This window comes from Agromyces sp. GXQ0307, from assembly GCF_044769845.1.
Classification (GTDB): domain Bacteria; phylum Actinomycetota; class Actinomycetes; order Actinomycetales; family Microbacteriaceae; genus Agromyces.
In genome coordinates this window covers 156951-182511 of the sequence record NZ_JBIZVY010000003.1, presented here as the reverse complement: position 1 = coordinate 182511, position 25561 = coordinate 156951, and the positions used below count along the sequence as shown (strand labels likewise).

The window sequence follows — 25561 nt, the reverse complement described above, 5'->3', positions numbered from 1 at the left end:
GCCCGATGGCTCAGCCGACGGTCGGTTCCCGTCGCGGCTCGACGCCGTAGAACCCGCGCTCGAAGACCGCCCGCGCCCGCCGGGTCACGGCGAGGTAGTCGTGCTCGAGTGCGGTGGCCGAGCCGGGCGGATAGCCCATGATGCGTGCGATTCCCTCGAGCTGCGTGCGTTCGACCGGCAGTACGTCGGTGGTCCGGTCGAGCCAGAGCGTGAGCGCCGATCGGGCGCGCGAGGCCATGATCCAGGCGGCCCTGAGGGTCTCGGCATCGGACGCGTCGATCAGTCCAGCCTCGACGGATGCCGAGAGCGCGTCGAGCGTCGAGGTGGTGCGCAGTGCCTGAACCTCGGCGGCGTGCTCGAGCTGGATGAGCTGGACGAACCACTCCACGTCGCTCAGCGACCCCCGTCCGAGCTTCAGGTGGCGCGTCGGATCGGCGCCCTGCGGGAGGCGTTCGTTCTCGACGCGCGCCTTGATCCGCTTGACCTCCCGGACCTCCTGGTCGGCGATGCCGCTCGGATACCGGACCGTGTCCGCCAGCTCCGTGAAGTCGGCGACGAGCGCGGAATCGCCGGCCACTCCGCGCGCCCGGAGCAGCGCCTGCGCCTCCCAGGTGAGCGACCAGCGTGCGTAGTACGCGCGATAGGCCTCGAGCGAGCGAGCGACGACGCCGTTGCGACCCTCGGGGCGAAGGCCGGCATCGAGCTCGAACGGGAGCCGCGCGTCCTCGCTCGTCCGGACGAGCTCGGAGACGATCTTCAGCGCTCGCGTGTGCGCCGCGTCGGGCTCGGCGGTCGTCGCCCGGTACACGTACAGGATGTCGGCGTCGGAGGCGATGCCGAGCTCTCGCCCGCCGAACCGGCCCATGCCGATCACGGCGAACTCGATGCCGTCGTCGCCGCGCCGGATCGCGCGGAGCAGCGATTCGAGGTGGGCCTCGACGACGTCGCTCAGCCCGTGTCCGAGTTCCTCCACGGTGCACACGTCGAGGATCGCCGCGAGGGCGAGCCGGAGGACCTCGCGGCGGCGCATCGCCCGGATCACCTTCGCCGCGGCATCGAGCTCGCCGTGGCGGGCGAGCACCGCGTCGCCCTCCTCCCGCAGCGCCGAGAGCGGCCGCGGGCGCAGTTCGTCGACATCCTCGAGCCAGGCGACCGCCTCGGGGATCCGCTCCAGCAGTTCGCCCGCGAAGCGGGATCCTGAGAGCACGCGCGTGAGCCGCGACGCGGCGTCCGAGGAGTCGCGCAGCAGGCGCAGGTACCAGTGCGTCGTGCCGAGGGCGTCGCTGATCCGGCGGAACGCGAGCAGACCGTAGTCGGGGTCGGCGCCGCCCGCGAACCAGGAGATCAGCACGGGCATGAGGTGGCGTTGGATCGTGGCGCGTCGCGAGACCCCTGCAGTCAGCGCGGCGATGTGCGCGAGCGCTCCGCGCGGATCCTGGAAGCCGATCGCGGCGAGCCGCGCCTCCGCCTGCGCGCTCGTGAGCTCCAGCCCGTCGGCGGGCAGCGCCGCGACCGCGGAGAGCAGCGGGCGGTAGAAGAGGCGCTCGTGCAGGCCTCGAACACGGCGCCGCGTCGCCTGCCAGATCTCGGTGAGCTCGCCCGACGTGCGCGCGAGCCCCGACGCCCGTGCGAGCACGCGGCGCTCCGCGTCGTCGCGCGGCATCAGGTGCGTGCGCCGGAGGCGGGCGAGCTGCAGGCGGTGCTCGAGGACGCGCAGCAGCCGGTAGTCGCGGGAGAACTCGGCGGCTTCCTCGCGGCCGACGTAGCCGTGTTCGGCGAGCGCCGTGAGGGCGGGCAGGGTCCCGGCCTGGCGGATCGCCTCGTCGGTCGCACCGTGCACCAGCTGGAGGAGCTGGACGGTGAACTCGATGTCGCGGAGGCCGCCGGGTCCGAGCTTCAACTGGACGTCGACCTCGTCGGACGGGATGTGGTCGGTGACCCGTTCGCGCATCCGCTGGACGGATTCGACGAACCCTTCGCGCGACGAACTCGACCAGACCTTCGGCGCGACGCCCGCAGCGTACCGTGCGCCGAGGCCGGGGTCGCCGGCGAGCGGCCGGGCCTTGAGCAGCGCCTGGAACTCCCAGCTCTTCGCCCACCGGTCGTAGTACTGAAGGTGCGACTCGAGCGTGCGCACGAGTGCGCCGTCCTTGCCCTCGGGCCGGAGGTTCGGGTCGACCTCCCAGAGCGGCGGCTCGATCCCGGGCTCGCCGATCGCGCGCATCATCGCCATGGCGAGCTTCGTCGCGATCTCGAGGGCCCGAGCCGTCGGAACGACCTCCTCGTCGGCGGATTCCGCGACGAAGATGACGTCGACGTCGCTGACGTAGTTGAGCTCCCGTGCACCGGCCTTGCCCATGCCGATGACGGCGAGGCGGGTCGCGGCGACCTCGGTGGTCGGATACCGGCCAGGAGCGGCCGGCTCGCCCGCCTCGCGGCCCGCGAGCCGACGCGCGAGGTGCAGGGCGGCCTCGATGGCTCCCCCGGCGAGGTCGGCGAGTCCCGCGGCCGCGGTGTCGAGCGCGTCGACCGCATCGCTGCGGGTGAGGTCCCAGATCGCGAGTGCGGCCAGCAATCGTCGATACCGCACCCGGAGCGCGCGCGCTCCGGCGTCCGCCAGTTCGGAGACGGAGGCGTCGACGGATGCCGCGACCGCGACCAGCTCGGATGCGGCCTGCTCCGCGGACGGCGGCGCGGCCGGCGGCGCGTGCAGGAGGTCGAGTTCGTCGAGGTTCCGGAGGAAGAACTCGGCGAATCCGCGGGATGCGCCGAGCAGCCGCGCCGCCCGGTCCAGTGCAGCCGGATCGTGGACGATCGCGGCGACCGACTCGGGCGCACGCTCGTGCAGGCGCCGCAGTTCGAGGAGCGCCTGGTCGGGATCGGCGGCCGCGCCGAGGGCGTCGACGAGGGCCTCCGGCTCGATCCCCGCGGCATCCGCGAGTTCGGCCGAGTTCGTCGCGGCGAGGTCGAGGTCGTCGAATCCGGCGCGCGCGAGCGCTCCGAGGGTCGGGGCGGTGCGCGTCATCCGGTGCCGGCCGTCAGAGGATCTCGAGGTTGCGCTGCAGTTCGAACGGCGTGACCTGCGTGCGGTAGTCGCGCCACTCGGCTCGCTTGTTCGCGAGCACGTAATTGAAGACGTGCTCGCCGAGCGTGTCGGCGACGAGCTCGGAGGTCTCCATGTACTCGATCGCGTGGTCGAGGCTCGCGGGCAGCGGCCGGTAGCCGAGCGCGCGACGCTCGCTGTCGGTCAGCGCCCACACGTCGTCTTCCGCCTCGGAGGGGAGCTCGTAGCCCTCCTCGATGCCCTTGAGCCCGGCGGCGAGGAGCAGCGAGAACGCCAGGTAGGGGTTCGCGGCGGAGTCGATGGCACGGTACTCGACGCGCGCGCTCTGCCCCTTGTTCGGCTTGTAGAGCGGCACGCGGACGAGGGCCGAGCGGTTGTTGTGGCCCCAGCAGATGAAGCTCGGCGCCTCATCACCGCCCCAGAGTCGCTTGTAGGAGTTCACGAACTGGTTCGTGACGGCCGAGATCTCGTTCGCGTGGCGGAGCAGGCCCGCGATGAACTGCCGGCCGATCTTGGAGAGCTGGTACTGCGCACCCGGCTCGTAGAACGCGTTCGCGTCGCCCTCGAAGAGCGAGAGGTGCGTGTGCATGCCCGAGCCGGGCTTGTCGGAGAACGGCTTCGGCATGAACGTGGCGTAGACGCCCTGTTCGATCGCCACCTCCTTCACGACGGTGCGGAAGGTCATGATGTTGTCGGCCGTGGTGAGCGCGTCGGCGTAGCGGAGGTCGATCTCGTTCTGGCCGGGGCCCGCCTCGTGGTGGCTGAACTCGACCGAGATGCCGAGGTCCTCCAGCATCCGCACCGAGCGGCGGCGGAAGTCGTGCGCGGTACCGCCGGGCACGTTGTCGAAGTAGCCCGCCGAGTCGACCGGCTGGGGTCCCTCGGAGCCGTACTTCGAGGACTTGAGCAGGTAGAACTCGATCTCGGGATGCGTGTAGAACGTGAACCCGGCGTCCGCGGCGCGCGCGAGCGTGCGCTTCAGCACGTTGCGCGGGTCGGCGACCGCGGGTTCGCCGTCGGGAGTCGTGATGTCGCAGAACATCCGGGCGGTCGGATCGATGTCGCCGCGCCACGGCAGGGTCTGGAAGGTCGTCGGGTCGGGGAACGCGAGCAGGTCGGATTCGAAGGTCCGGCTGAGGCCCTCGATCGCCGAGCCGTCGAACCCGATGCCCTCGGTGAACGCGCCCTCGACCTCGGCGGGCGCGATGGCGACCGACTTCAGCGTGCCGACGACGTCCGTGAACCAGAGCCTGACGAACTTGACTCCTCGCTCTTCGATGGTCCGGAGAACGAAGTCGCGCTGCTTGTCCATGCACACCCTTCCTCGATGCTCTCAGCGTAGTCGGTCGGGCCCGGCCGTCCCGCCCGGATGACGGCGGTGCTGTGCGAGACTGGCGCCATGTCCGACCACGCATCCGACGGCGCAGCGACCCCATCCGAGGCCCCCGTGGCCGAGAACCCGTACGGCGGCGCGTCGAGCTCGCCGAGCGGCCCGAAGCGCGTCCGGACGCGGCACTTCCAGACCGCCAAGCGCGACGGCATCAAGATCACGGGGCTCACGAGCTACGACCAGCTCACGGCCCGCATCTTCGACGAGGCGGGCATCGACTTCCTCCTCGTGGGCGACTCCGCGGGCAACAACGTCCTCGGCTACGAGACGACCCTGCCGGTCACGGTCGACGAGCTGATCCCGCTCACCCGGGCGGTCGCCGGAGCGGTCGAGCGCGCATTCGTCGTCGCCGACATGCCCTTCGGCTCGTACGAGAACGGCCCCGACGAGGCCCTGCACACCGCCATCCGGTTCATGAAGGAGGCGGGCGCGCACGCGGTGAAGCTCGAGGGCGGCGAACGTAGCCAGAAGCAGATCCGGCGCATCGTCGGCGCGGGCATCCCGGTCATGGCGCACATCGGGTACACGCCGCAGAGCGAGCACGGCCTCGGCGGGCACATCATCCAGGGTCGCGGCGAGGGCGTGAAGCAGTTGCTCGCCGACGCGCAGGCGATCCAGGACGCCGGGGCGTTCGCCGTGGTGCTCGAGATGGTGCCGGCGGATGCCGCGCGGCAGGTCACCGAGCTCCTGCACATCCCGACGATCTCGGTCGGCGGCGGACCGCACTGCGACGGGCAGCTCCTCGTCTGGACCGACTGGGCGGGCCTGACGACCGGTCGCATCCCGCGGTTCGTGAAGCAGTACGCGAACCTGGCCGGCATCCTCGGCGACGCCGCGCGCGAGTGGGCGGCGGATGTCGCGTCGGGCGCCTACCCCACGGAGGAGCACTCGTACTGAGCGCGCGGACCGCGGCGGCCGGCCGCCCGGTGGGGCTCACTCCTCGGCGGCGTCCTCCTCGGCCCACTTCGCGCTGTTCGCACGCAGGATCTCGAGCGCCTGCTCGGCCTCGGCGCGCGTCTCGAACGGACCGACCCGCTCGACCGCCGGGGAGACCAACCCCTCCTCGACCTCACCGGTGTTGAGGTTGTACCAGAACTGATGCTCGACGTCCCTCGACATAGGCTGATCCTATGCCCAAGGACCCCGCCGGCCACCTGATCCCCGGCCGACTGTCGCCGACGCGCGCCGTGCCGTCCTCGATCGCACGACCCGAGTACGTCGGGCGCCCGGCACCCTCCCCGAACACGGGCGGCGACCGCTACTCGCCCGACGAGGTCGAGCGGATCCGCGCCGCCGGGCGGGTCGCTGCGGGCGCCATCGAGGCCGCCGCCGCCGCCATCCGGCCCGGCGTGACGACCGACGAGCTCGACCGCATCGCGCACGAGTACGTCGTCGCGCACGGCGCGTACCCCTCGACGCTCGGCTACCGCGGCTACCCGAAGTCGTCGTGCACGTCGGTCAACGAGGTGATCTGCCACGGCATCCCCGACGACACCGTGCTCGCCGACGGCGACCTCGTGAACCTCGACGTCACCGCGTACCTCGACGGCATGCACGGCGACCTCAACGCGACCCTCCTCGTCGGCGAGGCCGACGAGGAGGCCCGGCTGCTCGTCGAGCGCACGCGCGAGGCACTGGCCCGCGGCATCCGCGCGGTCGCCCCGGGCCGGCAGGTGAACGTCATCGGGCGCGCGATCGAGTCGTACGCGAAGCGGTTCGGCTACGGCGTCGTACGCGACTACACCGGACACGGCGTCGGGCGCGCGTTCCACACGGGGCTCGTGATCCCCCACTTCGACGACCCGAACGCGACGACGGTGATCGAGACCGGCATGGTGTTCACGATCGAGCCGATGCTCACGCTCGGCACGACCGACTGGGACCTCTGGGGCGACGATTGGACGGTCGTCACCCGCGATCGGTCGCTGACGGCGCAGTTCGAGCACACCCTCGTCGTGACCGAGCGGGGTGCGGAGATCCTCACGCTGCCGTGACCGCGTCGGCCTCCGGTCGCGCGGTATCGTGGCGCCATGGCGACTGAACGGGCGATCGGCATCGACATCGGCGGCACGGGCATCAAGGGCGCGGTGGTCGATCTCGGTAGCGGCGAGCTCGTCACCGAGCGGATCAAGGTGAAGACGCCCCCCGGTGGTCGACCGGCCGACATCCTGGAGGCGACCGCCGAGCTGCTCGCCGAGGTCGCAGACCGGGGCCACACCGGCCTGCCGCTCGGCGTCTGCTTCCCCGCCATCGTCAAGCACGGCCGCACGCTGTCGGCGGCGAACGTCTCGGACGAGTGGATCGGCCTGGAGGCGGAGCGACTGTTCGAGAAGGAACTGCGGAGCGACATCCACTTCATCAACGACGCGGATGCCGCCGGCTACGCCGAGGCGCGCTTCGGCGCGGCGAAGGACGAGGACGGCCTCGTGATCCTCACGACGCTCGGCACCGGCATCGGCTCGGCGCTCATCTTCGACGGCGTGGTCGTGCCGAACACCGAGCTCGGGCACCTCGAGCTCGACGGGCACGACGCCGAGTCGCGCGCCGCCTACTCGGCGATGGAGCGCGATGCCCTGTCGTGGGATGCGTGGGCGGAGCGCCTCCAGCGCTACTACGCGCACGTCGAGTTCCTCTTCTCCCCCGACCTGTTCGTCGTCGGCGGCGGTGTGTCGAAGCATCACGAGCAGTTCCTGCCGCTGCTCGACCTGAAGACCCCCATCGTGCCCGCCGTGCACCGCAACAACGCGGGCATCCTCGGCGCTGCGGCCCTCGCCGCGAAGTTCTGACCGGCCGCCGCCGCGGGCGTTCCGCTGCACGCCGCGGAGCGCGGCCGGGCGGGGGGCGAGCGGGCCGGCTGATACGCCGGGTTCTGTTCACCGGGCGCTTGCGCGACACCGGCTGGACGACCATCTCTCTCGGAGACACGTTGCCGTGCCCCTCCAGCGGCCTACCCGAACACGGGACGGGCAGCCCCATGGTGTTCTGTCTGGCCTTGCTCCGGACGAGGTTTACCGAGCCGACCGCGTCACCGCGGCCGCTGGTGGGCTCTTACCCCACCGTTTCACCCTTACCCCGGGCCGAGGCCCGTGGCGGTCTGCTTTCTGTGGCACTGTCTCGCGGGTCACCCCGGGTGGGCGTTACCCACCGTCCTGCCCTGCGGAGCCCGGACGTTCCTCGGCACCCGATCACTCGGGCGACGCGGCCGTCTTGCCGACCCGCTCGCCCGTCAAGGCTACCGCGCCGACACGAGCTCGTGGGTCGTCAGAGACCCGATTCGGCGGTGCGCACGAGGATCCGGTCGCACTCGGGGCACTGCACGACCTCGTCGTCCGCTGCGCGGCGCACGGCCTCGAGGTCGGACCCCGTGAGCGTGATCGTGCAGCCGCCGCACGTGCGCTGGCGCAGCAGCGCCGCGCCGATGCCGCCACCGCGGACCCGCCGGTCCTCGTAGAACCGCAGGAGGTCCTCGGGCACCGTGCCGGCGATGGTCGTCCGGTCGCGCTCGGCCTGCTCGCGCTCGGTCCCGAGCCCGCCGGCGGCCTCATCGCGCGCCGCCTCGACCGCAGCGGTCGACTCCGCGAGCTCCGCGCGCTCGCGATCGATCCCGGCGACGTGCGCCTCGGCGGCCTCCACCTTCTCCATCACGATGAGCTCGGCGTCCTCGAGGTCGCTGAGGCGCTTGCGGAGCGATACGAGCTCGGCCTCGAGCGCCTGCACGTCCTTCATCGACGAGGTGTGCGTCAGCCGGTCGCCGTCGCGCGCGATGCGCTTCTCGACGACCTCGACGTCGGACTCGATGCGCCCGAGCTCGGTGCGCGCGTCCTCGAGCGCACCGATGGCCTCGGCACGTCGGCCGCGGACGGCGGTGTCGCGCTCGCCGAGGGCGGCGAGCTCGGCGGTCTGCGGCAGCGAGCGCAGCCGGTGCGCGAGCTGCTGCAGCCTGGTGTCGATGGCCTGGAGGCGGAGCAGCTGCTCCTGGTCGGCGGGGCTGGCCTTCACGTGGTGCTCCTCGTCGGGGTCTGGTCGGTGGTGCGGGAGGTCGGGAGGATCGTCTCGGGACGGGTCACTGGACGACCTGGAAGTCCCACGGATCGGTACGGAGCTCGCTGACGACGACCTCGAGGTCGGGGTGCGCGTCGCGCAGCTCGCGAGCCGCGGCATCCAGCCACAGCCATTCGCTCGCCCAGTGCGACACGTCGAGCAGTGCCGGACCGCCGCCGAGCATCGCCTGCTCGCGCGCCTCGGACGCCGGGTGATGCCGGAGGTCGGCGGTGACGAACGCGTCCGACGCGCGGACGGCCGGGTGCGCGAGCAGGGAGTCGCCTGCGCCGCCGCAGACGGCGACGGTCTCGACCGGATCGTCGAATCCGCCCGCAGCGCGGACTCCGGTCGCCGTCGGCGGCAGGATCTCGGCGAGCCGGCGGGCGAGCCGGCCCAGCGTGGTCGGTTCGGCGAGGCGCCCCACACGCCCGAGGCCGCGCGCGGCATCCGTCGCACTCGGCATGATCGGCACGGCGTCGACCAGGCCGAGCCGTTCGGCGAGGACCGCGGACGTGCCGGTCTCGACGACGTCGGCGTTCGTGTGCGCGCCGACCAGGGCGCAGTCGGCGCGGATGAGCCGAGCGAGCAGGGCGCCCTTGTAGCGGTCCTCGGCGATGGAGGTGACGCCGCGGAGCAGCAGCGGGTGATGCGCGATCATCAGGTCGGAACCGGATGCCACGGCCTCGTCGACCGTCGCCGAGACCGCATCGACGGCGAGCAGCACGCGCGACACCTCGCGCGACGGATCGCCGGTCACCAGGCCCGGCGCATCCCACGGTTCCGCGCCGGAGGCGGGCCACAGGCGCTCCACGGTCGAGAGGACGTCGGCGAGGCTGGCTGGCACGCGCCCAAGCCTACGCCGAACCGGCGCACCGGCCCGGACCGCGGTTGCCGCGCCGCCGCGGTGGTCGCGGCCCATCCCGTGGAGATCGCCGGGCGCGAGCGGGCCGCCCTCATGGCGGGCGGGCTGCAGTGGTGCATCGTGGCCGCGCCGGATGCTGGATGGGCGTGCGGTCGTGTCCGAATGAGGTGGGCCCTGCCGGGCTCGAACCGACGACATCCACGGTGTAAGCGTGGCGCTCTACCAACTGAGCTAAAGGCCCTCGCCGCGCGCTGCGGCACTTCGATCGTAGCGTCGCGAGCCGGCGGCATCCGCCCGCCCGCGACTCACCCGAGAGACGCGAGCGCCCCGCGGTACGCGGCCAGCGGGCGCGCCTCGCCGGGCGGCGCCTCGAACGACGAGCGGATGACGCCGTCGGCGCCGATCGCGAACGATGCGCGCCGCGCGAATCCGGCGAGCTCGTCGAACGCGCCGTACGCGCTCGCGACGGCGCCGTGCGGCCAGAAGTCGGACAGCAGGGAGAGGCCGACGCCCAGCTCGTCGGCCCAGGCTCGCAGCGCGTGCTTCGAGTCGACCGAGGCGACGAGCAGTTCGGCGCCGGCGGCATCGAACATCGGCCGAGCGGCATCCAGCTCGCCCAGCTCGCGAGTGCAGGTGCGCGAGAACGCGAACGGCACGAAGGCCAGGACGACGGGTCGGACTCCGCGTCGATCGGCGAGGCGCCGGGGCGCGCCATGCTGATCGGGCAGTGCGAACTCGGGGGCGAGCGCCCCGGGACGGAGGATCACGGGCGCCTCCCTCGGGTTCCGGCCGGACGCGGGCCAGCCTAGCCCGCCATGCGTCCCCGTAGACTCACTAGGATGGCGTGGTGCCCCCGGACCGTGACCCGGTCTTCGTCGTGCGCGATGCACGTCACGAGGCACGATCTGCTGAAGAGAGAGGTCGAGTGTGACTGTCAACGACCAGGACCCGTACTCGGTCGAGGCGATGGACTCCGATCCGGAGGAGACCAACGAGTGGGCGGAGTCCCTCGACGCCCTCGTCGCCGAGAAGGGCCACCAGCGCGGGCGCGAGATCATGCTCAGCCTGCTCAAGCGCTCCAAGGAGCTCCACCTCGGCGTCCCGATGGTGCCGACCACGGACTACCTGAACACGATCGCGCCTGAGAACGAGCCCGCCTTCCCGGGCGACGAGGAGCTCGAGCGCCGCTACCGCGCGTGGATCCGCTGGAACGCCGCGATGCTCGTTCACCGCGCCCAGCGCCCCGGCATCGCCGTCGGCGGCCACATCTCGACGTACGCGTCGTCGGCCGCGCTCTACGAGGTCGGCTTCAACCACTTCTTCCGCGGCCAGGACCACCCCGGCGGCGGCGACCAGATCTTCATCCAGGGTCACGCCTCCCCCGGCACCTACGCGCGCGCGTTCCTCGAGGGGCGACTCTCGACCGACCAGCTCGACGGCTTCCGCCAGGAGAAGTCGCACGCCCCGGCGGGCCTCTCGTCGTACCCGCACCCGCGCCTCATGCCGGAGTTCTGGCAGTTCCCGACGGTGTCGATGGGCCTCGGCCCGATCAACGCGATCTACCAGGCGCAGGCCAACAAGTACCTCACCAACCGCGGCATCAAGGACGCCTCCGACCAGCACGTCTGGGCCTTCCTCGGCGACGGCGAGATGGACGAGGTCGAGAGCCGCGGCCAGCTCCAGGTCGCCGCGAACGAGGGCCTCGACAACCTCACCTTCGTCATCAACTGCAACCTGCAGCGACTCGACGGCCCGGTGCGCGGCAACGGCAAGATCATCCAGGAGCTCGAGAGCTTCTTCCGCGGTGCCGGCTGGAACGTCATCAAGGTCGTCTGGGGCCGCGAGTGGGACGACCTGCTCGCGCGCGACCAGGACGGCGCGCTCCGCAACCTGATGAACGTGACGCCCGACGGCGACTACCAGACCTACAAGGCCGAGTCCGGCGCGTACGTCCGCGAGAACTTCTTCGGCCGCGACCCGCGCGCGCTCGAACTCGTCAAGGACCTCTCCGACGAGCAGATCTGGAACCTCAAGCGCGGCGGCCACGACTACCGCAAGGTCTACGCCGCGTTCAAGGCCGCGACCGAGCACACGGGCCAGCCCACCGTCATCCTCGCCAAGACCATCAAGGGCTACGGCCTCGGTCCGGCCTTCGAGGGGCGCAACGCGACGCACCAGATGAAGAAGATGACGCTGGACAACCTCAAGACGTTCCGCGACACCATGCGCATCCCGATCTCCGACGCGCAGCTGGAGGAGAACCCCTACCTCCCGCCCTACTACCACCCCGGCGAGAACGACGAGGCGATCCAGTACCTCCACGAGCGTCGCCGCGAGCTCGGCGGCTACCTGCCGGAGCGCCGGACGAACCACACCGCGATCTCGCTGCCCGACGACTCGGCCTACGCGATCGCGAAGAAGGGCTCGGGCACGCAGGAGGTCGCCACGACGATGGCGTTCGTCCGGCTCCTGAAGGACCTCATGCGGTCGAAGGACTTCGGCAACCGCATCGTCCCGATCATCCCCGACGAGGCCCGCACATTCGGCATGGACGCGTTCTTCCCGAACGCGAAGATCTACAACCCGATGGGCCAGCACTACACGTCGGTCGACCGCGAACTGCTCCTGGCCTACAAGGAGAGCCCGCAGGGCCAGATCGTCCACGTCGGCATCAACGAGGCGGGCGCGCTCGCCGCGTTCACCGCCGTCGGCACGTCGTACTCGACGCAGGGCGAGCCGCTCATCCCGATCTACGTCTTCTACTCGATGTTCGGGTTCCAGCGCACCGGCGACGCGATGTGGGCGGCCGGCGACCAGATGGCGCGCGGCTTCATCATCGGGGCGACGGCCGGCCGGACCACGCTCACGGGCGAGGGCCTGCAGCACGCCGACGGGCACTCGCCGCTCCTCGCGGCGACGAACCCGGCGGTCGTCTCGTACGACCCGGCCTACGGCTACGAGATCGGGCACATCATGCGCTCGGGCCTGGATCGCATGTACGGCGGCACCCACGCCGACCCGAACGTCATGTACTACCTGACGGTCTACAACGAGCCGCTCGTGCAGCCCGCCGAGCCCGAGTCGGTCGACGTGGACGGCATCGTCCGCGGCATCCATCGCATCTCGGAGGGCTCGGGCGACGGGCCGAAGGCCCAGCTGCTCGCCTCGGGCGTCGCGGTGCCGTGGATCATCGAGGCGCAGCACCTGCTCGCCCAGGACTGGGGCATCTCGGCCGACGTCTGGTCGGTGACCAGCTGGTCGGAGCTCGCGCGCGACGGCCTGCGTGCCGACGAGCACAACTTCCTCCACCCGGAGGCCGAGCGCCACGTGCCGTACCTCACGCAGAAGCTCGCGGGCGCCCGCGGCCCGTTCGTCGCCGTGTCCGACTTCATGCACGCGGTGCAGGAGCAGATCCGGCCGTACGTTCCGGGTCAGTACGCGACCCTCGGCGCCGACGGCTTCGGCTTCTCGGACACGCGCCCCGCCGCCCGTCGCTTCTTCAAGATCGACGGTCCGTCGGTCGTGGTCCGGACGCTGCAACTGCTCGCCGAACGCGGCGAGGTCGATCGCTCGCTCCCGGCGCAGGCGATCGAGCGCTATCGGCTCCACGACGTGAACGCGGGCACGACCGGCAACGCCGGCGGCGAGAGCTAGCAGGCGTTCAGACGGTGGCGACGAAGCCCAGGACCAAGGCGGAGACCCTCGCATGGTTGCGCACCATCTCGGGTGAGCTCTCGACGCAGACGCTGAAGCGCCTGGAGGACACGCTGCCCTGGTACGGGGAGATGCCGCCGAGCCGCCGCTCGGCGGTGGGCCTCGTCGCACAGGCGGGCATCTCGTCGTTCATCGCCTGGTTCGACGATCCGCGGTCGACGCCGTGGATCGCGGCCGACGTGTTCGGTGCGGCACCGCGCGAGCTCCTCCGTTCGGTGAGCCTGCAGCAGACCCTCCAGCTCATCCGCGTCACGGTCGAGGTCGTCGAGGAGCGCGTGAAGGACGGCGGCGAGCCCCTGCGGGAGGCGATCCTGCTCTACTCGCGCGAGATCGCGTTCGCCGCCGCCGACGTCTACGCACGCGCCGCCGAGGCGCGCGGCCTCTGGGACGCGCGCCTCGAAGCCCTCGTCGTCGACTCGATCCTCTCGGGCGAGTACGACGACGAGCTGCCGAGTCGGATCGCGGCGCTCGGCTGGCACGGCCACGGCGAGGTCGCGGTGCTCGTCGGCACCGCCCCGAAGCTGTTCGACGTCGACCAGGTGCGGCGGGCTGCGCGGCACATGCACGCCGACGTCCTCATCGGCGTGCAGGGCAACCGACTCGTCGTCGTCATCGGCCGTGCCGAACCGCGGGGCGGCGAGTCCGAGGAGTCGGTGGGCACCGCGCCCGCGCTCTCATTCATGGAGATCGCGACCCAGCTCGAGTCGAACTTCGGCCCCGGTCACCTCGTGCTCGGCCACGAGGTGCCGAACCTCGTCGACGCGTCCAAGAGCGCGAAGGCGGCGTTGGCCGGCTTCGCCGTGGCACGGTCGTGGCGTCACGCTCCGCGGCCGGTGCACGCCGACGACCTGCTGCCCGAGCGCGCGCTCGCGGGCGACCCGCTCGCGCGGGCGACGCTCGTGCACCGCATCTATCGGCCGCTCCAGGCCCACTCGACCGAGCTCCTCACGACGCTCTGGAGCTACCTCGACAACGGCCGGTCGCTCGAGGCGACCGCGCGCGAGCTGTTCGTCCACCCGAACACGGTACGGTACCGCCTGAAGCGCGTCTCCGACGTGATCGGGTGGGATGCCACGGGCGCGCGCGAGGCACTGATCCTCCAGTCGGCGCTCATCATCGGGTCGATGAGCGACCACGAGTCGACGCCGCGCCGCCGCCCCTCGAACTGATCGCGTATGTGCGGGCAGGACAAGGGTCCGACGAATACCTTGTGGCGAGTGCACACCCATCGCCTGCGTGGGATTGGCAGACTGAGACGGTGATCGTCGTCGTCTGCCCTGGTCAGGGCTCCCAGACCCCCGGTTTCCTCGCTCCCTGGCTCGCCGAGCCCGCATTCGCCGAGCGTCTGGCCGGTCTCTCCGAGGCCGCCGGCGTCGACCTCGCGCTGCACGGCACCGAGAGCGACGCCGACACGATCCGCGACACCGCGATCGCCCAGCCGCTCATCGTGGCGGCCGGCATCCTCGCCTTCGACGCGCTCGCGGCCGACGGCCGCCACGCGCGCCTCGGCGGCGTCGCGGGACATTCCGTCGGCGAGATCACCGCGGCCGCCGCCGCCGGCGTGCTCGCCGACGCCGACGCCATGCGATTCGTCGCCGAGCGCGGTCGGGCGATGGCGGATGCCGCGGCGCAGGTCGCGACCGGCATGAGCGCGGTCATCGGCGCCGACGAGGCCGAGCTGCTCGCACGCCTCGACGCACTCGGGCTGGAGCCCGCCAACTACAACGGCGGCGGCCAGATCGTCGTCGCGGGCGCGCTCGATGCGCTCGAGCAGCTGAAGGCCGAGCCGCCCGCCGGCGCCCGCGTCATCCCCCTGCAGGTCGCCGGCGCCTTCCACACCCGCTACATGCAGCCGGCCCGAGACCGCCTCGCCGCCGTCGCCTCAGCGTTCTCGCCCGCCGACCCCGCGCTCACGCTGTGGACGAACCGCGACGGTTCGACCGTGGCATCCGGCGCCGCCTTCGTCGACCTGCTGGTCGGCCAGGTCGCCTCGCCCGTCCGCTGGGACCGCTGCATGGCCTCGTTCGCCGACGCCGGCGTCACGGGGATCGTCGAGCTCGCCCCCGCCGGAGCGCTCGTTGGCCTCGCCAAGCGCGCGCTGAAGGGCGTGCCGACCGTCGCCGTCAAGACCCCCGACGACCTCCCCGCTGCGATCGAGCTCATCGAGCAGCAGGCCGCCTGAACCCCGCACCCACGACACGAGAGAAGCATGACGCACCCCACGCTCAGCCAGTCGACCGGTCCCACCTACACCCGCCTGTACTCGGTGGGCGCCGCGCGCGGTGAGAACGCGGTCCCCAACGACGACCTCGTCGGACCGATCGACTCCTCCGACGAGTGGATCCAGCAGCGCACGGGCATCATCACGCGCGCCCGCGCCGGTGCCGACGTGCTCGCGGTCGACCTGGCGACGGATGCCGCGCGCGAGGCGATCGAGCGCTCGGGCGTCCCCGCGAACGAGATCGACCTCGTCATCGTGGCGACGATCTCGAACGTGCAGCAGACACCGTCGATCGCGGCGGTCGTCGCCGACCGCGTGGGGGCGAACCCGGCTGCCGCGTACGACATGAACGCGGCATGCGCGGGCTACGCGTACGCCGTCGCCCAGGCCGACGCGCTGATCCGCGCGGGCGCCGCCCACCACGCGCTCGTCATCGGCGCGGAGAAGCTCTCCGACGTCGTCGACCCGACCGACCGGACGATCTCCTTCCTCCTCGGCGACGGCGCCGGCGCGGTCGTCGTCGGGCCGAGCGACGAGCCGTCGATCGCGCCCACGGTGTGGGGCTCGGACGGATCGAAGGCCGGCGCCGTCGGCATGAACCACACGCTCGTGGAGTTCCGCGACGGTGCCGCCGAGTGGCCGACGCTCCGCCAGGAGGGCCAGACGGTGTTCCGCTGGGCCGTATGGGACATGGCGAAGGTCGCCAAGCAGGCGCTGGATGCCGCAGGCATCACCGCCGACGACCTCGCCGCGTTCATCCCCCACCAGGCGAACATGCGCATCATCGACGAGTTCGCCAAGCAGCTGAAGCTCCCCGAGTCGGTCGTCATCGGTCGCGACATCGCGACGACCGGCAACACCTCGGCGGCGTCCATCCCGCTCGCGATGCACCGCCTGCTCGAGGAGCACCCCGAGCTCTCGGGGGGCCTCGCCCTCCAGATCGGCTTCGGCGCCGGACTCGTGTTCGGCGCCCAAGTGGTGGTTCTGCCCTGAGCCGCCGACCCCCGTCCATCTAGACTGTGTCTCGGTCATACGAGACACCCCCTGCAAGGAGAAGAACCATGGCATCGACCCGCGAAGAAGTGCTTGCCGGCCTGGCCGAGCTCATCAACGACGAGACCGGCATCGCGACCGACACGGTCGAGGCGGACAAGTCGTTCACCGACGACCTCGACATCGACTCCATCTCGATGATGACGATCGTCGTCAACGCCGAGGAGAAGTTCGACGTCAAGATCCCCGACGAAGAGGTCAAGAACCTCAAGACCGTCGGTGACGCCGTCGACTTCATCGTCAACGCGCAGGCCTAGTGACGTGCGGACGGGCCGGCGTCCGCCGGCCCGTCCGTTCCGTTCCAGCCTGGCGTTCCCATCGCCCCAATCGGAGTGACTTCGTATGACCAAGAAGATCGTGATCACGGGCATCGGTGCGACCACGCCGATCGGCGGCACCGCCCGTGACAGTTGGAAGGCCCTGCTCGCCGGCGAGTCCGGCGCGCGCACCATCGAGCAGGAGTGGGTCGGCAAGTACGACCTGCCCGTGACCTTCGCCGCGTCGGCGAAGGTCGCGCCCGCCGACGTGCTCGAGCGGCACGAGCTCAAGCGGCTCGACCCGTCGAGCCAGTTCGCCCTCATCGCCGGCCGCGAGGCGTGGGCGGATGCCGGTGCGCCCGAGGTCGCTCCCGAACGGCTCGCCATCGACTGGGCGACCGGCATCGGCGGCGTCTGGACCCTGCTCGACGCGTGGGACACGCTGCGCGAGCGCGGCCCGCGCCGCGTGCTGCCGATGACTGTGCCCATGCTCATGCCGAACGGCCCCGGCGCCGCGGTCGGCATGGACCTGCACGCGCGTGCGGGCATCCGCACGGTGGTATCGGCCTGCGCGTCGAGCACCGAGTCCCTCGTCAATGCGTGGGAGCACCTGCAGGACGGCGTCGCCGACGTCGTCATCGCCGGCGGCTCCGAGGCGGCGATCCACCCCGTCACCATCGCGTCGTTCTCGTCGATGCAGGCGCTCTCGCGCCGGAACGACGACCCGGCGATCGCCTCCCGCCCGTACGACGTGGGCCGCGACGGCTTCGTCATGGGCGAGGGCGCGGCCGCGCTCGTGCTCGAGACCGAGGAGCACGCGAAGGCGCGCGGCGCGCGCATCTACGCCGAACTGCTCGGCGGTGCCATCACGAGCGACGCGTACCACATCACGGCGCCCGACCCCGAGGGCTCGGCGGCCGCGCGCGCGATGAAGGCCGCGATCGAAGGTGCGGGGGCGAGCCTCGGCGACGTGCGCCACGTGAACGCGCATGCGACGAGCACGCCCGTCGGCGATGTGGCCGAGTACAACGCGCTCCGCCGCGTGTTCGGCGACGCGCTCGACGGCATCGCCGTGACCGCGACGAAGGCCTCTACCGGGCACCTCCTCGGCGGCGCGGGCGCGATCGAGTCGATCTTCACGGTGCTGGCGCTCCACGAGCGCACAGCTCCCCCGACGATCAACCTCGACGAGCAGGACCCGGAGATCCCGCTCGACGTGGTGACCTCGCCGCGCGACCTCGGCGAGGGCGACCTCATCGCGATCAGCAACTCGTTCGGCTTCGGCGGACACAACGCGGTCGCCGCGTTCCGCGCCGTCAGACGTTCCGGCTGACGACGAGCGGATGCCGCAGCATCCGTCGCATGCATCGGGCCCCGATCGCCTCACGGCGTCGGGGCCCGATGCAGTCCACCGTCTGCGGTTTCGCTCGTACGCCTCCGGGACCTCGGTCGACCGGTCGACGCGTCACGCCACCGCGCGGTGCGCGTCAGCCCACGCGATGCAGCCAGATGACGGGGGCGAAGTCGCTCGCGTGGCGGAACGGCTCGAGCTCGTCGTCCCACGCCTGGCCGAGCGCGAGCCTCAGCTCGCGGTGCAGCTCGCCGGCGTCGAACGCGGCGACCTCCATCGCGTAGCGGATGCGGTCCTCGGGGATCACGACGTTGCCCGCCGTGTCGGTCTGCGCGTAGTAGACACCGAGGTCTGGCGTGTGCATCCACCGGGCGCCGTCGGACTCGGCACCGGGATCCTCGCTCACCTCGAAGCGGAGCTGCTCCCAGCCGCGCAGTGCGGAGGCGATGCGCGCACCCGCTCCGGGCTCACCCGTCCACGCGAATTCGGTCCGGAGCGTTCCAGGGAGCACGGGCTGCTCGGTCCACTCGAAGTTCACCGGAGTGCCGAGCGCGCGACCGACCGCCCACTCGACGTGCGGGCCGACGGCCCGCGGGGACGAGTGCACGAACAGCACGCCTCGCGCGGCGCGCTGGGCCCGCGTGAACTGTTCCGCCATCTCCTGCTCCGTTCCTCGTGAGGTGCGTCTTCCCCTACGACCTCTGGAACGAGCCTGACGGTGCCGGCGTGTTCGGTTGTGACGACCGAGTCGTCAGGTCGAGTATGCCCCGGTTCCCGCGCCCTGACAAGGGAATTCCGCGGCGATCCGCCGCGGACCGGCGGCCTGGGCCGCTAAACTCTCTACTCGGTGAGTGATTCCGCCCGAACCTGAGGAGGCGACGTGGCCGTCCGCGATGCGCTGCTCGTGCTGCTCAAGAACGGCCCCGCGTACGGCTTCCAGTTGCACGGGGACCTCGCGGCGCGGACCGGCGGGCGCCGCGAGGTGAACGTCGGGCAGACGTACTCGACGCTCGAGCGGCTCACCGGCCAGGGTCTCGTCGAGCCCGCGGGCACCACCGACGACGGCCTTCCGCTGCATCGGCTCACGCGTGCCGGGCTCGCCGCCGCAGACGCCTGGCTGGGCGGCGAGGACGGAGCCGGCACCGACGCCTGGCACGAGAGCATCGACCGGGTGCTCATCTCGGTGTCGATGCCCTCGGTCGAGGCCGGCCCGGTGCTCGAGGCCGAGCGGGAACGATGGCGGCAACGGCGGGGCGCGGCGGATACCCGGGCGGACGAGGCGGATGCTCGCGCTCGACTCGCCGGCATCGCCGCCGCGGCTGAGCGCGCCCGCGCGGACGCGATGCTGGCCTGGCTCGAGGAGCTCGCGGCATCCGACCTCGCCGCTGCGGCGTTCGCACCGAGCATCGAGCGCCCGAAGCGCGGCCGACGGCCGTCGAGGTCGGCTCAGGCGCCGGCCGAGGCGTAGCTCTCGGTCACGGCCAGGTCGAGCGGGAACTCGACGGGCGCCTCGCCGAACAGCAGCCTCCCGGCCTCCGCTGCGGCCGCGCGGACGGCCTCGGCGACGGAATCGGCCTGTTCGGCGGGAGCGTGCACGATGAGCTCGTCGTGCAGGAAGTAGACGAGGTGGGGTGCACGCTCGAACACCGGACCGGAGGCCGCCGCCGGCGTCGTCGCCGAGTCCATCTCGGCGAGCCGGGCGCGCACGCCCGCGAGCCAGCAGAGCGCCCATTCGGCCGCGGTGCCCTGCACCACGAAGTTGCGCGTGAAGCGGCCCCAGTCACGCGCGGAGGAGCGCGCCCGGCGCTCCTCGACGGCCGTCGCATCGGGCTGGGATGCCGCCGCCTGCGCCGCATGCCACGTCGGCGGCGGCAGCGGCGACGAACGGCCGAGGAGCGTCGTCACCTGCCGGCCCGCCTCGCCGTCGCGGGCGGCGCGATCGACGAGCGCCATCGCTCGCGGATACGCGCGCGCGAGCTGCGGTACGAGTCGGCCGCTGTCGCCGGTGGTCGCCCCGTACATCGCGCCGAGGAGCGCGACCTTCGCCTCGTCGCGCGTCGCGACCACTCCCGCGTCGACGATCGCGCGGTACATGTCGCGTCCGCGCCCGGCCGCGGCCATCGCGGGGTCGCGCGCGAGCGCCGCGAGGACGCGCGGCTCGAGTTGCGAGGCGTCCGCGACGACCAGGGTCCATCCGGGGTCGGCGATCACCGCGGCCCGGATGCCCTTCGGCAGCTGCAGCGCGCCGCCGCCGGAGGTCGCCCAGCGCCCCGTCGCCGTGCCACCCGCGACGTAGTCGGCACGGAACCGCTCGTCGACCACCCATTCGTCGAGCCATGCCCAGCCGTTCGCCGACAGGAGCCGCGCGAGCCGCTTGTACGCCAGGAGCGGCGGGACGGCGGGATGCGGGTGCTCGCGCAGTTCCCATTTCGCGGTCGAGTCGACGCCGATACCGGCCGCGCGGAGTGCGCGGAGCAGCTCGACCTGCGAGTCGAGGCGCAGCGTCGGCGCCTCCAGCTCGCGGCGGACGGCGACGGCGAGTTCGTCCATCCGCACGGGCTTGACGCCGACCGGGGGACGCGGGCCGAGCGATTCCTCGAGCACTCGCTCGTGCACCGCCCGCCGCCACGGCAGACCCGCGGCGTGGAGCTCGGCGGCGATGAGCGCGCCCGCGGATTCGGCGGCGAGCAGCAGTCGCATCGAGGACGGGCGATCCGATGCCGCGGCGAGGGCGACCTGCCGATCATGCTCCTGCGCGAGTTCGGCCGCGGATGGGGACGCGCGCCGATCGCCGTCGGAGGGCGATTCGAAGTCGAACAGCGCGGGGCCACGGTCGACGGACGGCGCGGTCGCGGCCGCCGGGTCGAGCCCGCCCTCCGCGGGGCCGGCGGGCAGCCACTCCGGCCGCTCGCGCACGATCGAACCGGCCGGGATCACCGCGGTCGACGAGGCGAGGATCGCCCCGCACAGCCGCAGGTCGTGGCACCTGGCCACGCGTACGCCGGCGCCGAGGAGCCCGGGCGCCCACTCGCGCGTGTCGCGCCAGACCCATCGGGGCGCCACCTCGGCCTCGAGCCGGGCGACCTCCGTCGGCGCGTCGGCGGGGTCGCAGTCGAGGTGGAACCCGCCATCGGGGTCGAGCAACTCCACGCGCCCCGCGCTCGTCGTCGCGATCGCGATCCGCACGCCTCGATTCTGCCGCGGACCGCCGACAGCGCGATCCGTGTCGGTGGCATCCGCGACGATGGGCCCATGCGAGGAGCGAGGGTCGAATGGTCGCCGTGAGGTTCGAGTGCGGGCACGGCGCTGACGCCGACGACCCCGGTGCAGTCTCGCTGCGCCGCACGTGCCCCGTCTGCATGCTCGTGCACGAGACGCAGCGGAGCCGGGGTGAGCTGCTCGGTCGCGTGGCGCCCGCCCAGCGTCGGCGGCTCGCCGGCGAGACGCGCATCGGCGCCGAGTACGACTGGAACTGCGTACGCGGCCACGACCGCTATCGCGCGAGCGTGATGGAGGTGTTGACCGGCACCGGCTGCGCGAAGTGCCGCGCGAACGCGTCCTCACCGGGCGCCGCGCGCGAGGCGGGAATGCCGTTCATGAAGCACGGACTCCGGGTCGGCACGTCGATGACCGAGCAGCGGCTCCGCATCCTGCTCGGCGAGCGGATCAGGCTCCACCACCGGGCGAACGCGGTGCGCACTGCGCGCATGTTCCACGGTCGGCAGGAGGTCTGGCCCGACATCCTCGTCGCCGAACTGCGCGTGGCGATCGAGTACGACGACCCCGGTCGCTCGGGTCGCGCGCACCGCGGACTGAAGGAGGGGTCCGACGTCGAGAAGGACGAGGCGCTCCGGGAGGTCGGCTGGGAGGTCATCCGCATCCGCGGCGGCGGGCTTGCGCCGCTCGGCCCGTACAGCATCCCGTGTCGCGGCGTCACCCCTGCGGTCGCCGACGAGGTGGTGCGCCTGCTTCGCGTCATCCGAGGCGACGCCGCAGTCGACGCGCTGCTCGTGCGCTCCGCGACCGCGTCCTGAGTCTGGCGCGTCGCGTCGCCGCGTCGATAGGGTGAGGTCCGTCTCCGTTTGACCCGGGCGGAGACGTCGTCGTGCAGAGAGGCCCCCCGTGCTGCTCCCCTTCCTCATCGTCGGAGGCCTCGGCCTCGCCCTGCTGCTGATCTCGCTCGTCATCGGCGACGTGCTCGACCACTTCGAGATCGGCGACGGCGCGATCTCGGGCACGGCACTCGCCATCGGCATGACCGTGTTCGGCGCCGCAGGCGCGCTGACGGCGAGCAGCGGGCTCGACCTGGTCTGGGCGTACGTCGTCGCCGGGGCGCTCGCGATCGCCGCCTACGTCGTCGCGGTGCTCACCGTACGTTCGCTCGCGCGGAGCTCGGACGGCGTGCCCGCTTCCGCGGTGGGCCTCACGGGCGTCGCCACGGCGTCGATCTCGCCCGCAGGCGGCGAGGTCAGCCTCGACGGCCCCGGCGAGATCGAACGGCGCCTGGCCTACGCCGATGCGCCGATCGATGAGGGCGCGCGGATCCGCGTGATCGCCCACGCCGGCAGCCGCGTCAAGGTCGTGGCCGACCGGTCCTGACCCTCGGCCGTCGCGACGCGACATCCGTCACCCCCTGCACCACCACCCTGCACATCACCCCGCACCATCGACCCGAATCGGAAGAACCATGACCCCTGAGATCATCCAGGTCGGCGCGATCCTCGCCATCGTCGTCGCATTCCTCGGCCTGCTCGGCTTCATCGCCGGGCGCATCCGCCGCGTGCCGCCGAACGAGGCGCTCGTCATCGTCGGACGCGCCGGCGGGCGCGCCTCGGCGGAGTCCGCCGGCCAGCGCGTGGTGATCGGCGGACGCACGTTCGTGTGGCCGATCCTGCAGCAGGGCTTCCCGATCTCGCTCGAGCAGCGGCAGATCGGCATCACGGTCGAGGGCGTCGACCGCAACCGCATCAAGATCGCGATCAAGGCGTCGATCAATTTCAAGGTCAGCGGCACCGAGGAGGGCGTGCGTCGCGCGGCGCAGCGCTTCCTGTCGCAGCAGGACCTGCTGACCGAGATCATCTCGGAGTCGCTCGAGGGCTCGCTCCGGTCGATCGTCGGCGACATGACGATCGAGCAGATCATCTCCGACCGCAAGTCGCTCTCCGACCGCGTCGTCGCCGAGACGAAGGCCGACCTCGCGGAGCAGGGCCTGCAGGTCGACCTGCTGAACATCAGCGACATCTCCACGCCGGGCAGCGACTACCTCGCGAACCTCGGCCGCGCCGAGGCGGCTCGCGCACGCCAGGTCGCCGAGGTCAGCGAGGCGGAGGCCGCGCGTGCGAGCGAGTTCGCGCGCATCGAGGCCGCCGAGCAGATCGCGGAGCGGCAGAAGGCCCTGAGCCTGAAGCAGGCCACGATCAAGGCCGAGACGGACCGCGCGAACGCCGAGGCCGAAGCGGCCGGCCAGCTCGCCAAGGCCGAACAGGACAAGCTCGTGGCCGTCGAGGAGCGCGACGCGCTCTCCGAGCAGGCACTCGTCACGCAGGAGCGGCTCGACATCGAGATCCGCAAGCCCGCGGAGGCCGAGGCGTACGCCGAGGTGCAGCGCGCGACCGCGAAGCGCGATGCCGCGAATGCGAGCACCGAGGCGGAGGCGTTCAAGCGCACGAAGATCGCCGAGGCGAACAAGGTCGCCGCCGTCCAGGACGCCGAGGCGGCCGCCACCGCCGTCCGATTCGCCGGAGAGGCCGAACGCGACCGCCAGGTGGCGCTCGCGGCCGGTATCCGCGCCGAGGGCGAGGCGCGCGCCGACGCCATCCAGGCCGAGGGCGTCGCCGAGGCGGCGGCCACCGATGCCAAGGCCGAGGCGCTGAAGAAGTACGGCGAGGCCGCGCTCGCGCAGGAGATCATCTCCCGCCTGCCCGAGATCGTCCGTGCCGCGGCCGAGCCGATCGCCAACATCGACACGCTCACGGTCGTCTCGACCGACGGTGCGAGCGCGATGACGAAGACCGTGGGGCAGGTGCTCGGCGAGGGCACCGAGGTCGTCAAATCGTTGACGGGTCTCGATGTCGGATCGATCCTCGCCGGCCTCGCAGGCGGATCGATCGTGGCCGGCCAGGACGCAGCCAAGCAGAACGCGAACTGAGCCGGGCCCGGCGCGCGCGGCGCACCGGAGTGGGACGCAGGTCCCACTCCCCCGTCCCGCGCGCCGGCGCCCCGGAGCGACTCGCCACGTTCGATCCGGCTCGAGACGGTGCAGGCGATTCGACCGATTACTTACACATAAGAGGTTATGTGTAGGTAAGCTTCGTTCATGGTTTCAGATGAGCCGCTCGGTGCCACGAGCACCCCGATCGCGATCCCCGCGATCGCCGCTGAGCCGCGCGAGTGGCGACCGCGTCACCCGGCGGGCTTCTCCAACGCCGAGGTCCGCCGACAGACGGGTTCGTACGTCTCCGCGAGGACGGCGAGCATCGCCGAGTGGTCGCCCCGCCTGTCGGGCGCCGAAACCGCCGACGTCGAGGAAGCCGCGCTGGCCCTGGCCGACTTCGACCGGTACGCACTCATGCGGCTCGGAGCGGAGCACCCCGCACTCGGACCGATGTCGGCGATCCTGCTGCGCACCGAGAGCGCGTCGAGCAGCCAGATCGAGCAGCTCACCGCTTCGGCACGCCAGCTCGCCCTCGCCGAGATCGAGGAGGGCGACCGCGCGAACGCCGCCACCGTCGTCGGCAACGTTCGCGCGATGGAGGCGGCGATCGCCCTGTCCGAGCAGCTCGACGCCGAGAGCATCCTGGCGATGCACCGGGAGCTCCTCCGCCGTCAGGTCGGGTTCGAAGAGCAGGCGGGCACGTTCCGGACCGAACTCGTCTGGATCGGAGGACGCGACAACGCCGGTCCACTCGGTGCCGACTACATCGCCCCGCAACCGGAACGGATCCCGGCCGCGATCGCCGACCTCGTGGCCTTCGCCGGCCGCGTCGACCTGCCCGCGCTCCTCCAGATCGCCGTCGCCCACGCCCAGTTCGAATCCATCCACCCGTTCGTCGACGGCAACGGCCGCACCGGCCGCGCACTCGCGCAGGCGATGCTGCGCAACAAGGGGCTCGCCACCCACACCACCGTGCCGCTCTCGGCGGGCCTCCTCGTCGACGTGCGCCGCTACTTCGAGGCGCTGCGCGCCTACCGCGACGGCGACGCCGGGCCCATCGCGCACAGCTTCGCCGACGCATCCCGCTACGCCGCGAGCTCCGGTCGCGGACTGGTCGACGCCCTCGCCGACCAACTGGAGGCCTCCCGCCAGAAGCTCGCCGGCGTCAGGTCGGTCTCGAAGGCCTGGGCGCTCCTCCCCCGCCTGATCGCGCAGCCGATCGTCAACACCCGGTACCTCACCCGTGAGCTCGGCTTCAACGACGTCACCGCCAAGCGCACGATCGAGACGCTCGTCGAACGCGGCATCCTCGTCGAACGTTCCGGACGGGCGCGCAATCGGATCTGGCAGCACAGCGGGATTCTCGACGCACTCGACGACTACGCCGCGGAGATCCGGCGATCCACTCGGCATCGCTGACCGGGAATCCGCGGTCCGGCGACCATGCGCTCCTG

Annotated in this window: 22 protein-coding genes, 1 tRNA gene and 1 other RNA gene; 14 read left to right on the top strand and 10 right to left on the bottom strand. The window is 71.9% G+C overall.

The window, feature by feature from the left end; all coding sequences use genetic code 11:
• Window positions 1–10: 10 nt before the first annotated feature.
• Together ACIQH8_RS10890 and glnA are read right to left on the bottom strand one after the other, a co-directional pair.
• Entirely contained in the window at window positions 11–3025 is a 3015-nt protein-coding gene (locus tag ACIQH8_RS10890; RefSeq protein ID WP_400998359.1) for a bifunctional [glutamine synthetase] adenylyltransferase/[glutamine synthetase]-adenylyl-L-tyrosine phosphorylase, read from the bottom strand.
• Window positions 3026–3038: 13 nt separating this feature from the next.
• A complete protein-coding gene (gene glnA / locus ACIQH8_RS10885) occupies window positions 3039–4376 on the bottom strand; it encodes a type I glutamate--ammonia ligase (protein WP_400998356.1) in 1338 nt (445 codons plus the stop codon).
• A gap of 87 nt (window positions 4377–4463) precedes the next feature.
• Between glnA and panB the strand changes: the two genes are divergently transcribed.
• Window positions 4464–5351: a 3-methyl-2-oxobutanoate hydroxymethyltransferase gene (gene panB / locus ACIQH8_RS10880; protein WP_400998353.1), complete on the top strand. Its 888-nt coding sequence runs from the start codon at window positions 4464–4466 to the stop codon at window positions 5349–5351.
• Window positions 5352–5387: 36 nt separating this feature from the next.
• On the opposite strand, the gene ACIQH8_RS10875 is transcribed toward panB, so the two are convergent.
• Window positions 5388–5573 (bottom strand): SPOR domain-containing protein, encoded by a 186-nt coding sequence (locus ACIQH8_RS10875; RefSeq protein WP_344368829.1) that lies wholly within the window; start codon window positions 5571–5573, stop codon window positions 5388–5390.
• Window positions 5574–5584: 11 nt separating this feature from the next.
• On the opposite strand from ACIQH8_RS10875, the gene map reads away from it, so the two are divergent.
• Both map and ppgK read left to right on the top strand, forming a co-directional pair.
• Window positions 5585–6448: a type I methionyl aminopeptidase gene (gene map / locus ACIQH8_RS10870; protein ID WP_400998348.1), complete on the top strand. Its 864-nt coding sequence runs from the start codon at window positions 5585–5587 to the stop codon at window positions 6446–6448.
• 36 nt (window positions 6449–6484) lie between these two features.
• Complete coding sequence (gene ppgK, locus ACIQH8_RS10865; RefSeq protein WP_400998346.1) at window positions 6485–7240, top strand: polyphosphate--glucose phosphotransferase; 756 nt, start codon at window positions 6485–6487, stop codon at window positions 7238–7240.
• Window positions 7241–7296: 56 nt separating this feature from the next.
• Here the strand turns inward: ppgK and rnpB are convergent.
• The 5 genes from rnpB to ACIQH8_RS10840 all read right to left on the bottom strand — a co-directional run bounded on the left by rnpB (window position 7297) and on the right by ACIQH8_RS10840 (window position 10124).
• Window positions 7297–7672: RNase P RNA component class A (rnpB, locus tag ACIQH8_RS10860), an RNA gene on the bottom strand.
• A gap of 43 nt (window positions 7673–7715) precedes the next feature.
• A complete protein-coding gene (locus tag ACIQH8_RS10855; RefSeq protein WP_400998343.1) occupies window positions 7716–8453 on the bottom strand; it encodes a zinc ribbon domain-containing protein in 738 nt (245 codons plus the stop codon).
• A 64-nt stretch (window positions 8454–8517) separates the two neighbouring features.
• Entirely contained in the window at window positions 8518–9339 is an 822-nt protein-coding gene (locus ACIQH8_RS10850) for a Nif3-like dinuclear metal center hexameric protein (RefSeq protein WP_400998341.1), read from the bottom strand.
• 186 nt (window positions 9340–9525) lie between these two features.
• Window positions 9526–9598, bottom strand: a tRNA-Val gene (locus tag ACIQH8_RS10845).
• 64 nt (window positions 9599–9662) lie between these two features.
• On the bottom strand, window positions 9663–10124 hold the full coding sequence (locus tag ACIQH8_RS10840) for a peroxiredoxin (protein ID WP_400998338.1): 462 nt from the start codon (window positions 10122–10124) through the stop codon (window positions 9663–9665).
• A 160-nt stretch (window positions 10125–10284) separates the two neighbouring features.
• On the opposite strand from ACIQH8_RS10840, the gene aceE reads away from it, so the two are divergent.
• The 6 genes from aceE (at window position 10285) to ACIQH8_RS10810 (ending at window position 17935) form a co-directional block, all read left to right on the top strand.
• Window positions 10285–13011, top strand: coding sequence for a pyruvate dehydrogenase (acetyl-transferring), homodimeric type (gene aceE / locus ACIQH8_RS10835; protein ID WP_400998335.1), 2727 nt, complete (start codon window positions 10285–10287; stop codon window positions 13009–13011).
• 14 nt (window positions 13012–13025) lie between these two features.
• Window positions 13026–14240 carry a PucR family transcriptional regulator gene (locus ACIQH8_RS10830; RefSeq protein WP_400998332.1) on the top strand — a complete coding sequence of 405 codons (1215 nt, stop codon included), beginning with the start codon at window positions 13026–13028 and terminating at the stop codon, window positions 14238–14240.
• Between the two features lie 89 nt (window positions 14241–14329).
• A complete protein-coding gene (locus ACIQH8_RS10825) occupies window positions 14330–15253 on the top strand; it encodes an ACP S-malonyltransferase (protein ID WP_400998328.1) in 924 nt (307 codons plus the stop codon).
• A gap of 27 nt (window positions 15254–15280) precedes the next feature.
• Complete coding sequence (locus tag ACIQH8_RS10820) at window positions 15281–16285, top strand: beta-ketoacyl-ACP synthase III (protein WP_400998325.1); 1005 nt, start codon at window positions 15281–15283, stop codon at window positions 16283–16285.
• Between the two features lie 68 nt (window positions 16286–16353).
• Entirely contained in the window at window positions 16354–16602 is a 249-nt protein-coding gene (locus tag ACIQH8_RS10815) for an acyl carrier protein (protein ID WP_129234072.1), read from the top strand.
• Between the two features lie 85 nt (window positions 16603–16687).
• The gene (locus tag ACIQH8_RS10810; protein WP_400998322.1) at window positions 16688–17935 is read left to right on the top strand and encodes a beta-ketoacyl-[acyl-carrier-protein] synthase family protein; all 1248 of its coding nucleotides are present in this window, start codon (window positions 16688–16690) and stop codon (window positions 17933–17935) included.
• Between the two features lie 154 nt (window positions 17936–18089).
• On the opposite strand, the gene ACIQH8_RS10805 is transcribed toward ACIQH8_RS10810, so the two are convergent.
• Window positions 18090–18611: a DUF3145 domain-containing protein gene (locus ACIQH8_RS10805; RefSeq protein ID WP_400998319.1), complete on the bottom strand. Its 522-nt coding sequence runs from the start codon at window positions 18609–18611 to the stop codon at window positions 18090–18092.
• A 222-nt stretch (window positions 18612–18833) separates the two neighbouring features.
• On the opposite strand from ACIQH8_RS10805, the gene ACIQH8_RS10800 reads away from it, so the two are divergent.
• Entirely contained in the window at window positions 18834–19421 is a 588-nt protein-coding gene (locus ACIQH8_RS10800; protein WP_400998317.1) for a PadR family transcriptional regulator, read from the top strand.
• Here the strand turns inward: ACIQH8_RS10800 and ACIQH8_RS10795 are convergent.
• The gene (locus ACIQH8_RS10795) at window positions 19400–21139 is read right to left on the bottom strand and encodes a bifunctional 3'-5' exonuclease/DNA polymerase (RefSeq protein ID WP_400998315.1); all 1740 of its coding nucleotides are present in this window, start codon (window positions 21137–21139) and stop codon (window positions 19400–19402) included. The two genes, ACIQH8_RS10800 and ACIQH8_RS10795, sit on opposite strands and share 22 nt — an antisense overlap.
• Before the next feature lie 95 nt (window positions 21140–21234).
• Between ACIQH8_RS10795 and ACIQH8_RS10790 the strand changes: the two genes are divergently transcribed.
• The 4 genes from ACIQH8_RS10790 (at window position 21235) to ACIQH8_RS10775 (ending at window position 25526) form a co-directional block, all read left to right on the top strand.
• The gene (locus tag ACIQH8_RS10790; protein ID WP_400998313.1) at window positions 21235–21987 is read left to right on the top strand and encodes a hypothetical protein; all 753 of its coding nucleotides are present in this window, start codon (window positions 21235–21237) and stop codon (window positions 21985–21987) included.
• Window positions 21988–22075: 88 nt separating this feature from the next.
• The gene (locus ACIQH8_RS10785; protein ID WP_400998311.1) at window positions 22076–22552 is read left to right on the top strand and encodes a hypothetical protein; all 477 of its coding nucleotides are present in this window, start codon (window positions 22076–22078) and stop codon (window positions 22550–22552) included.
• Window positions 22553–22640: 88 nt separating this feature from the next.
• A complete protein-coding gene (locus ACIQH8_RS10780; protein ID WP_400998308.1) occupies window positions 22641–24101 on the top strand; it encodes a flotillin family protein in 1461 nt (486 codons plus the stop codon).
• Between the two features lie 168 nt (window positions 24102–24269).
• Window positions 24270–25526: a Fic family protein gene (locus ACIQH8_RS10775; protein WP_400998306.1), complete on the top strand. Its 1257-nt coding sequence runs from the start codon at window positions 24270–24272 to the stop codon at window positions 25524–25526.
• Window positions 25527–25561 lie beyond the last annotated feature (35 nt).

Bases quoted from the DNA above. Each gene is read 5' to 3' on its own strand.
- ACIQH8_RS10890 (WP_400998359.1), bottom strand. From the start codon at position 3,025: ATGACGCGCACCGCCCCGACCCTCGGAGCGCTCGCGCGCGCCGGATTC.
- glnA (WP_400998356.1), bottom strand. From the start codon at position 4,376: ATGGACAAGCAGCGCGACTTCGTTCTCCGGACCATCGAAGAGCGAGGA.
- panB (WP_400998353.1), top strand. From the start codon at position 4,464: ATGTCCGACCACGCATCCGACGGCGCAGCGACCCCATCCGAGGCCCCC.
- ACIQH8_RS10875 (WP_344368829.1), bottom strand. From the start codon at position 5,573: ATGTCGAGGGACGTCGAGCATCAGTTCTGGTACAACCTCAACACCGGT.
- map (WP_400998348.1), top strand. From the start codon at position 5,585: ATGCCCAAGGACCCCGCCGGCCACCTGATCCCCGGCCGACTGTCGCCG.
- ppgK (WP_400998346.1), top strand. From the start codon at position 6,485: ATGGCGACTGAACGGGCGATCGGCATCGACATCGGCGGCACGGGCATC.
- ACIQH8_RS10820 (WP_400998325.1), top strand. From the start codon at position 15,281: ATGACGCACCCCACGCTCAGCCAGTCGACCGGTCCCACCTACACCCGC.
- ACIQH8_RS10815 (WP_129234072.1), top strand. From the start codon at position 16,354: ATGGCATCGACCCGCGAAGAAGTGCTTGCCGGCCTGGCCGAGCTCATC.
- ACIQH8_RS10810 (WP_400998322.1), top strand. From the start codon at position 16,688: ATGACCAAGAAGATCGTGATCACGGGCATCGGTGCGACCACGCCGATC.
- ACIQH8_RS10805 (WP_400998319.1), bottom strand. From the start codon at position 18,611: ATGGCGGAACAGTTCACGCGGGCCCAGCGCGCCGCGCGAGGCGTGCTG.
- ACIQH8_RS10780 (WP_400998308.1), top strand. From the start codon at position 22,641: ATGACCCCTGAGATCATCCAGGTCGGCGCGATCCTCGCCATCGTCGTC.
- ACIQH8_RS10775 (WP_400998306.1), top strand. From the start codon at position 24,270: ATGGTTTCAGATGAGCCGCTCGGTGCCACGAGCACCCCGATCGCGATC.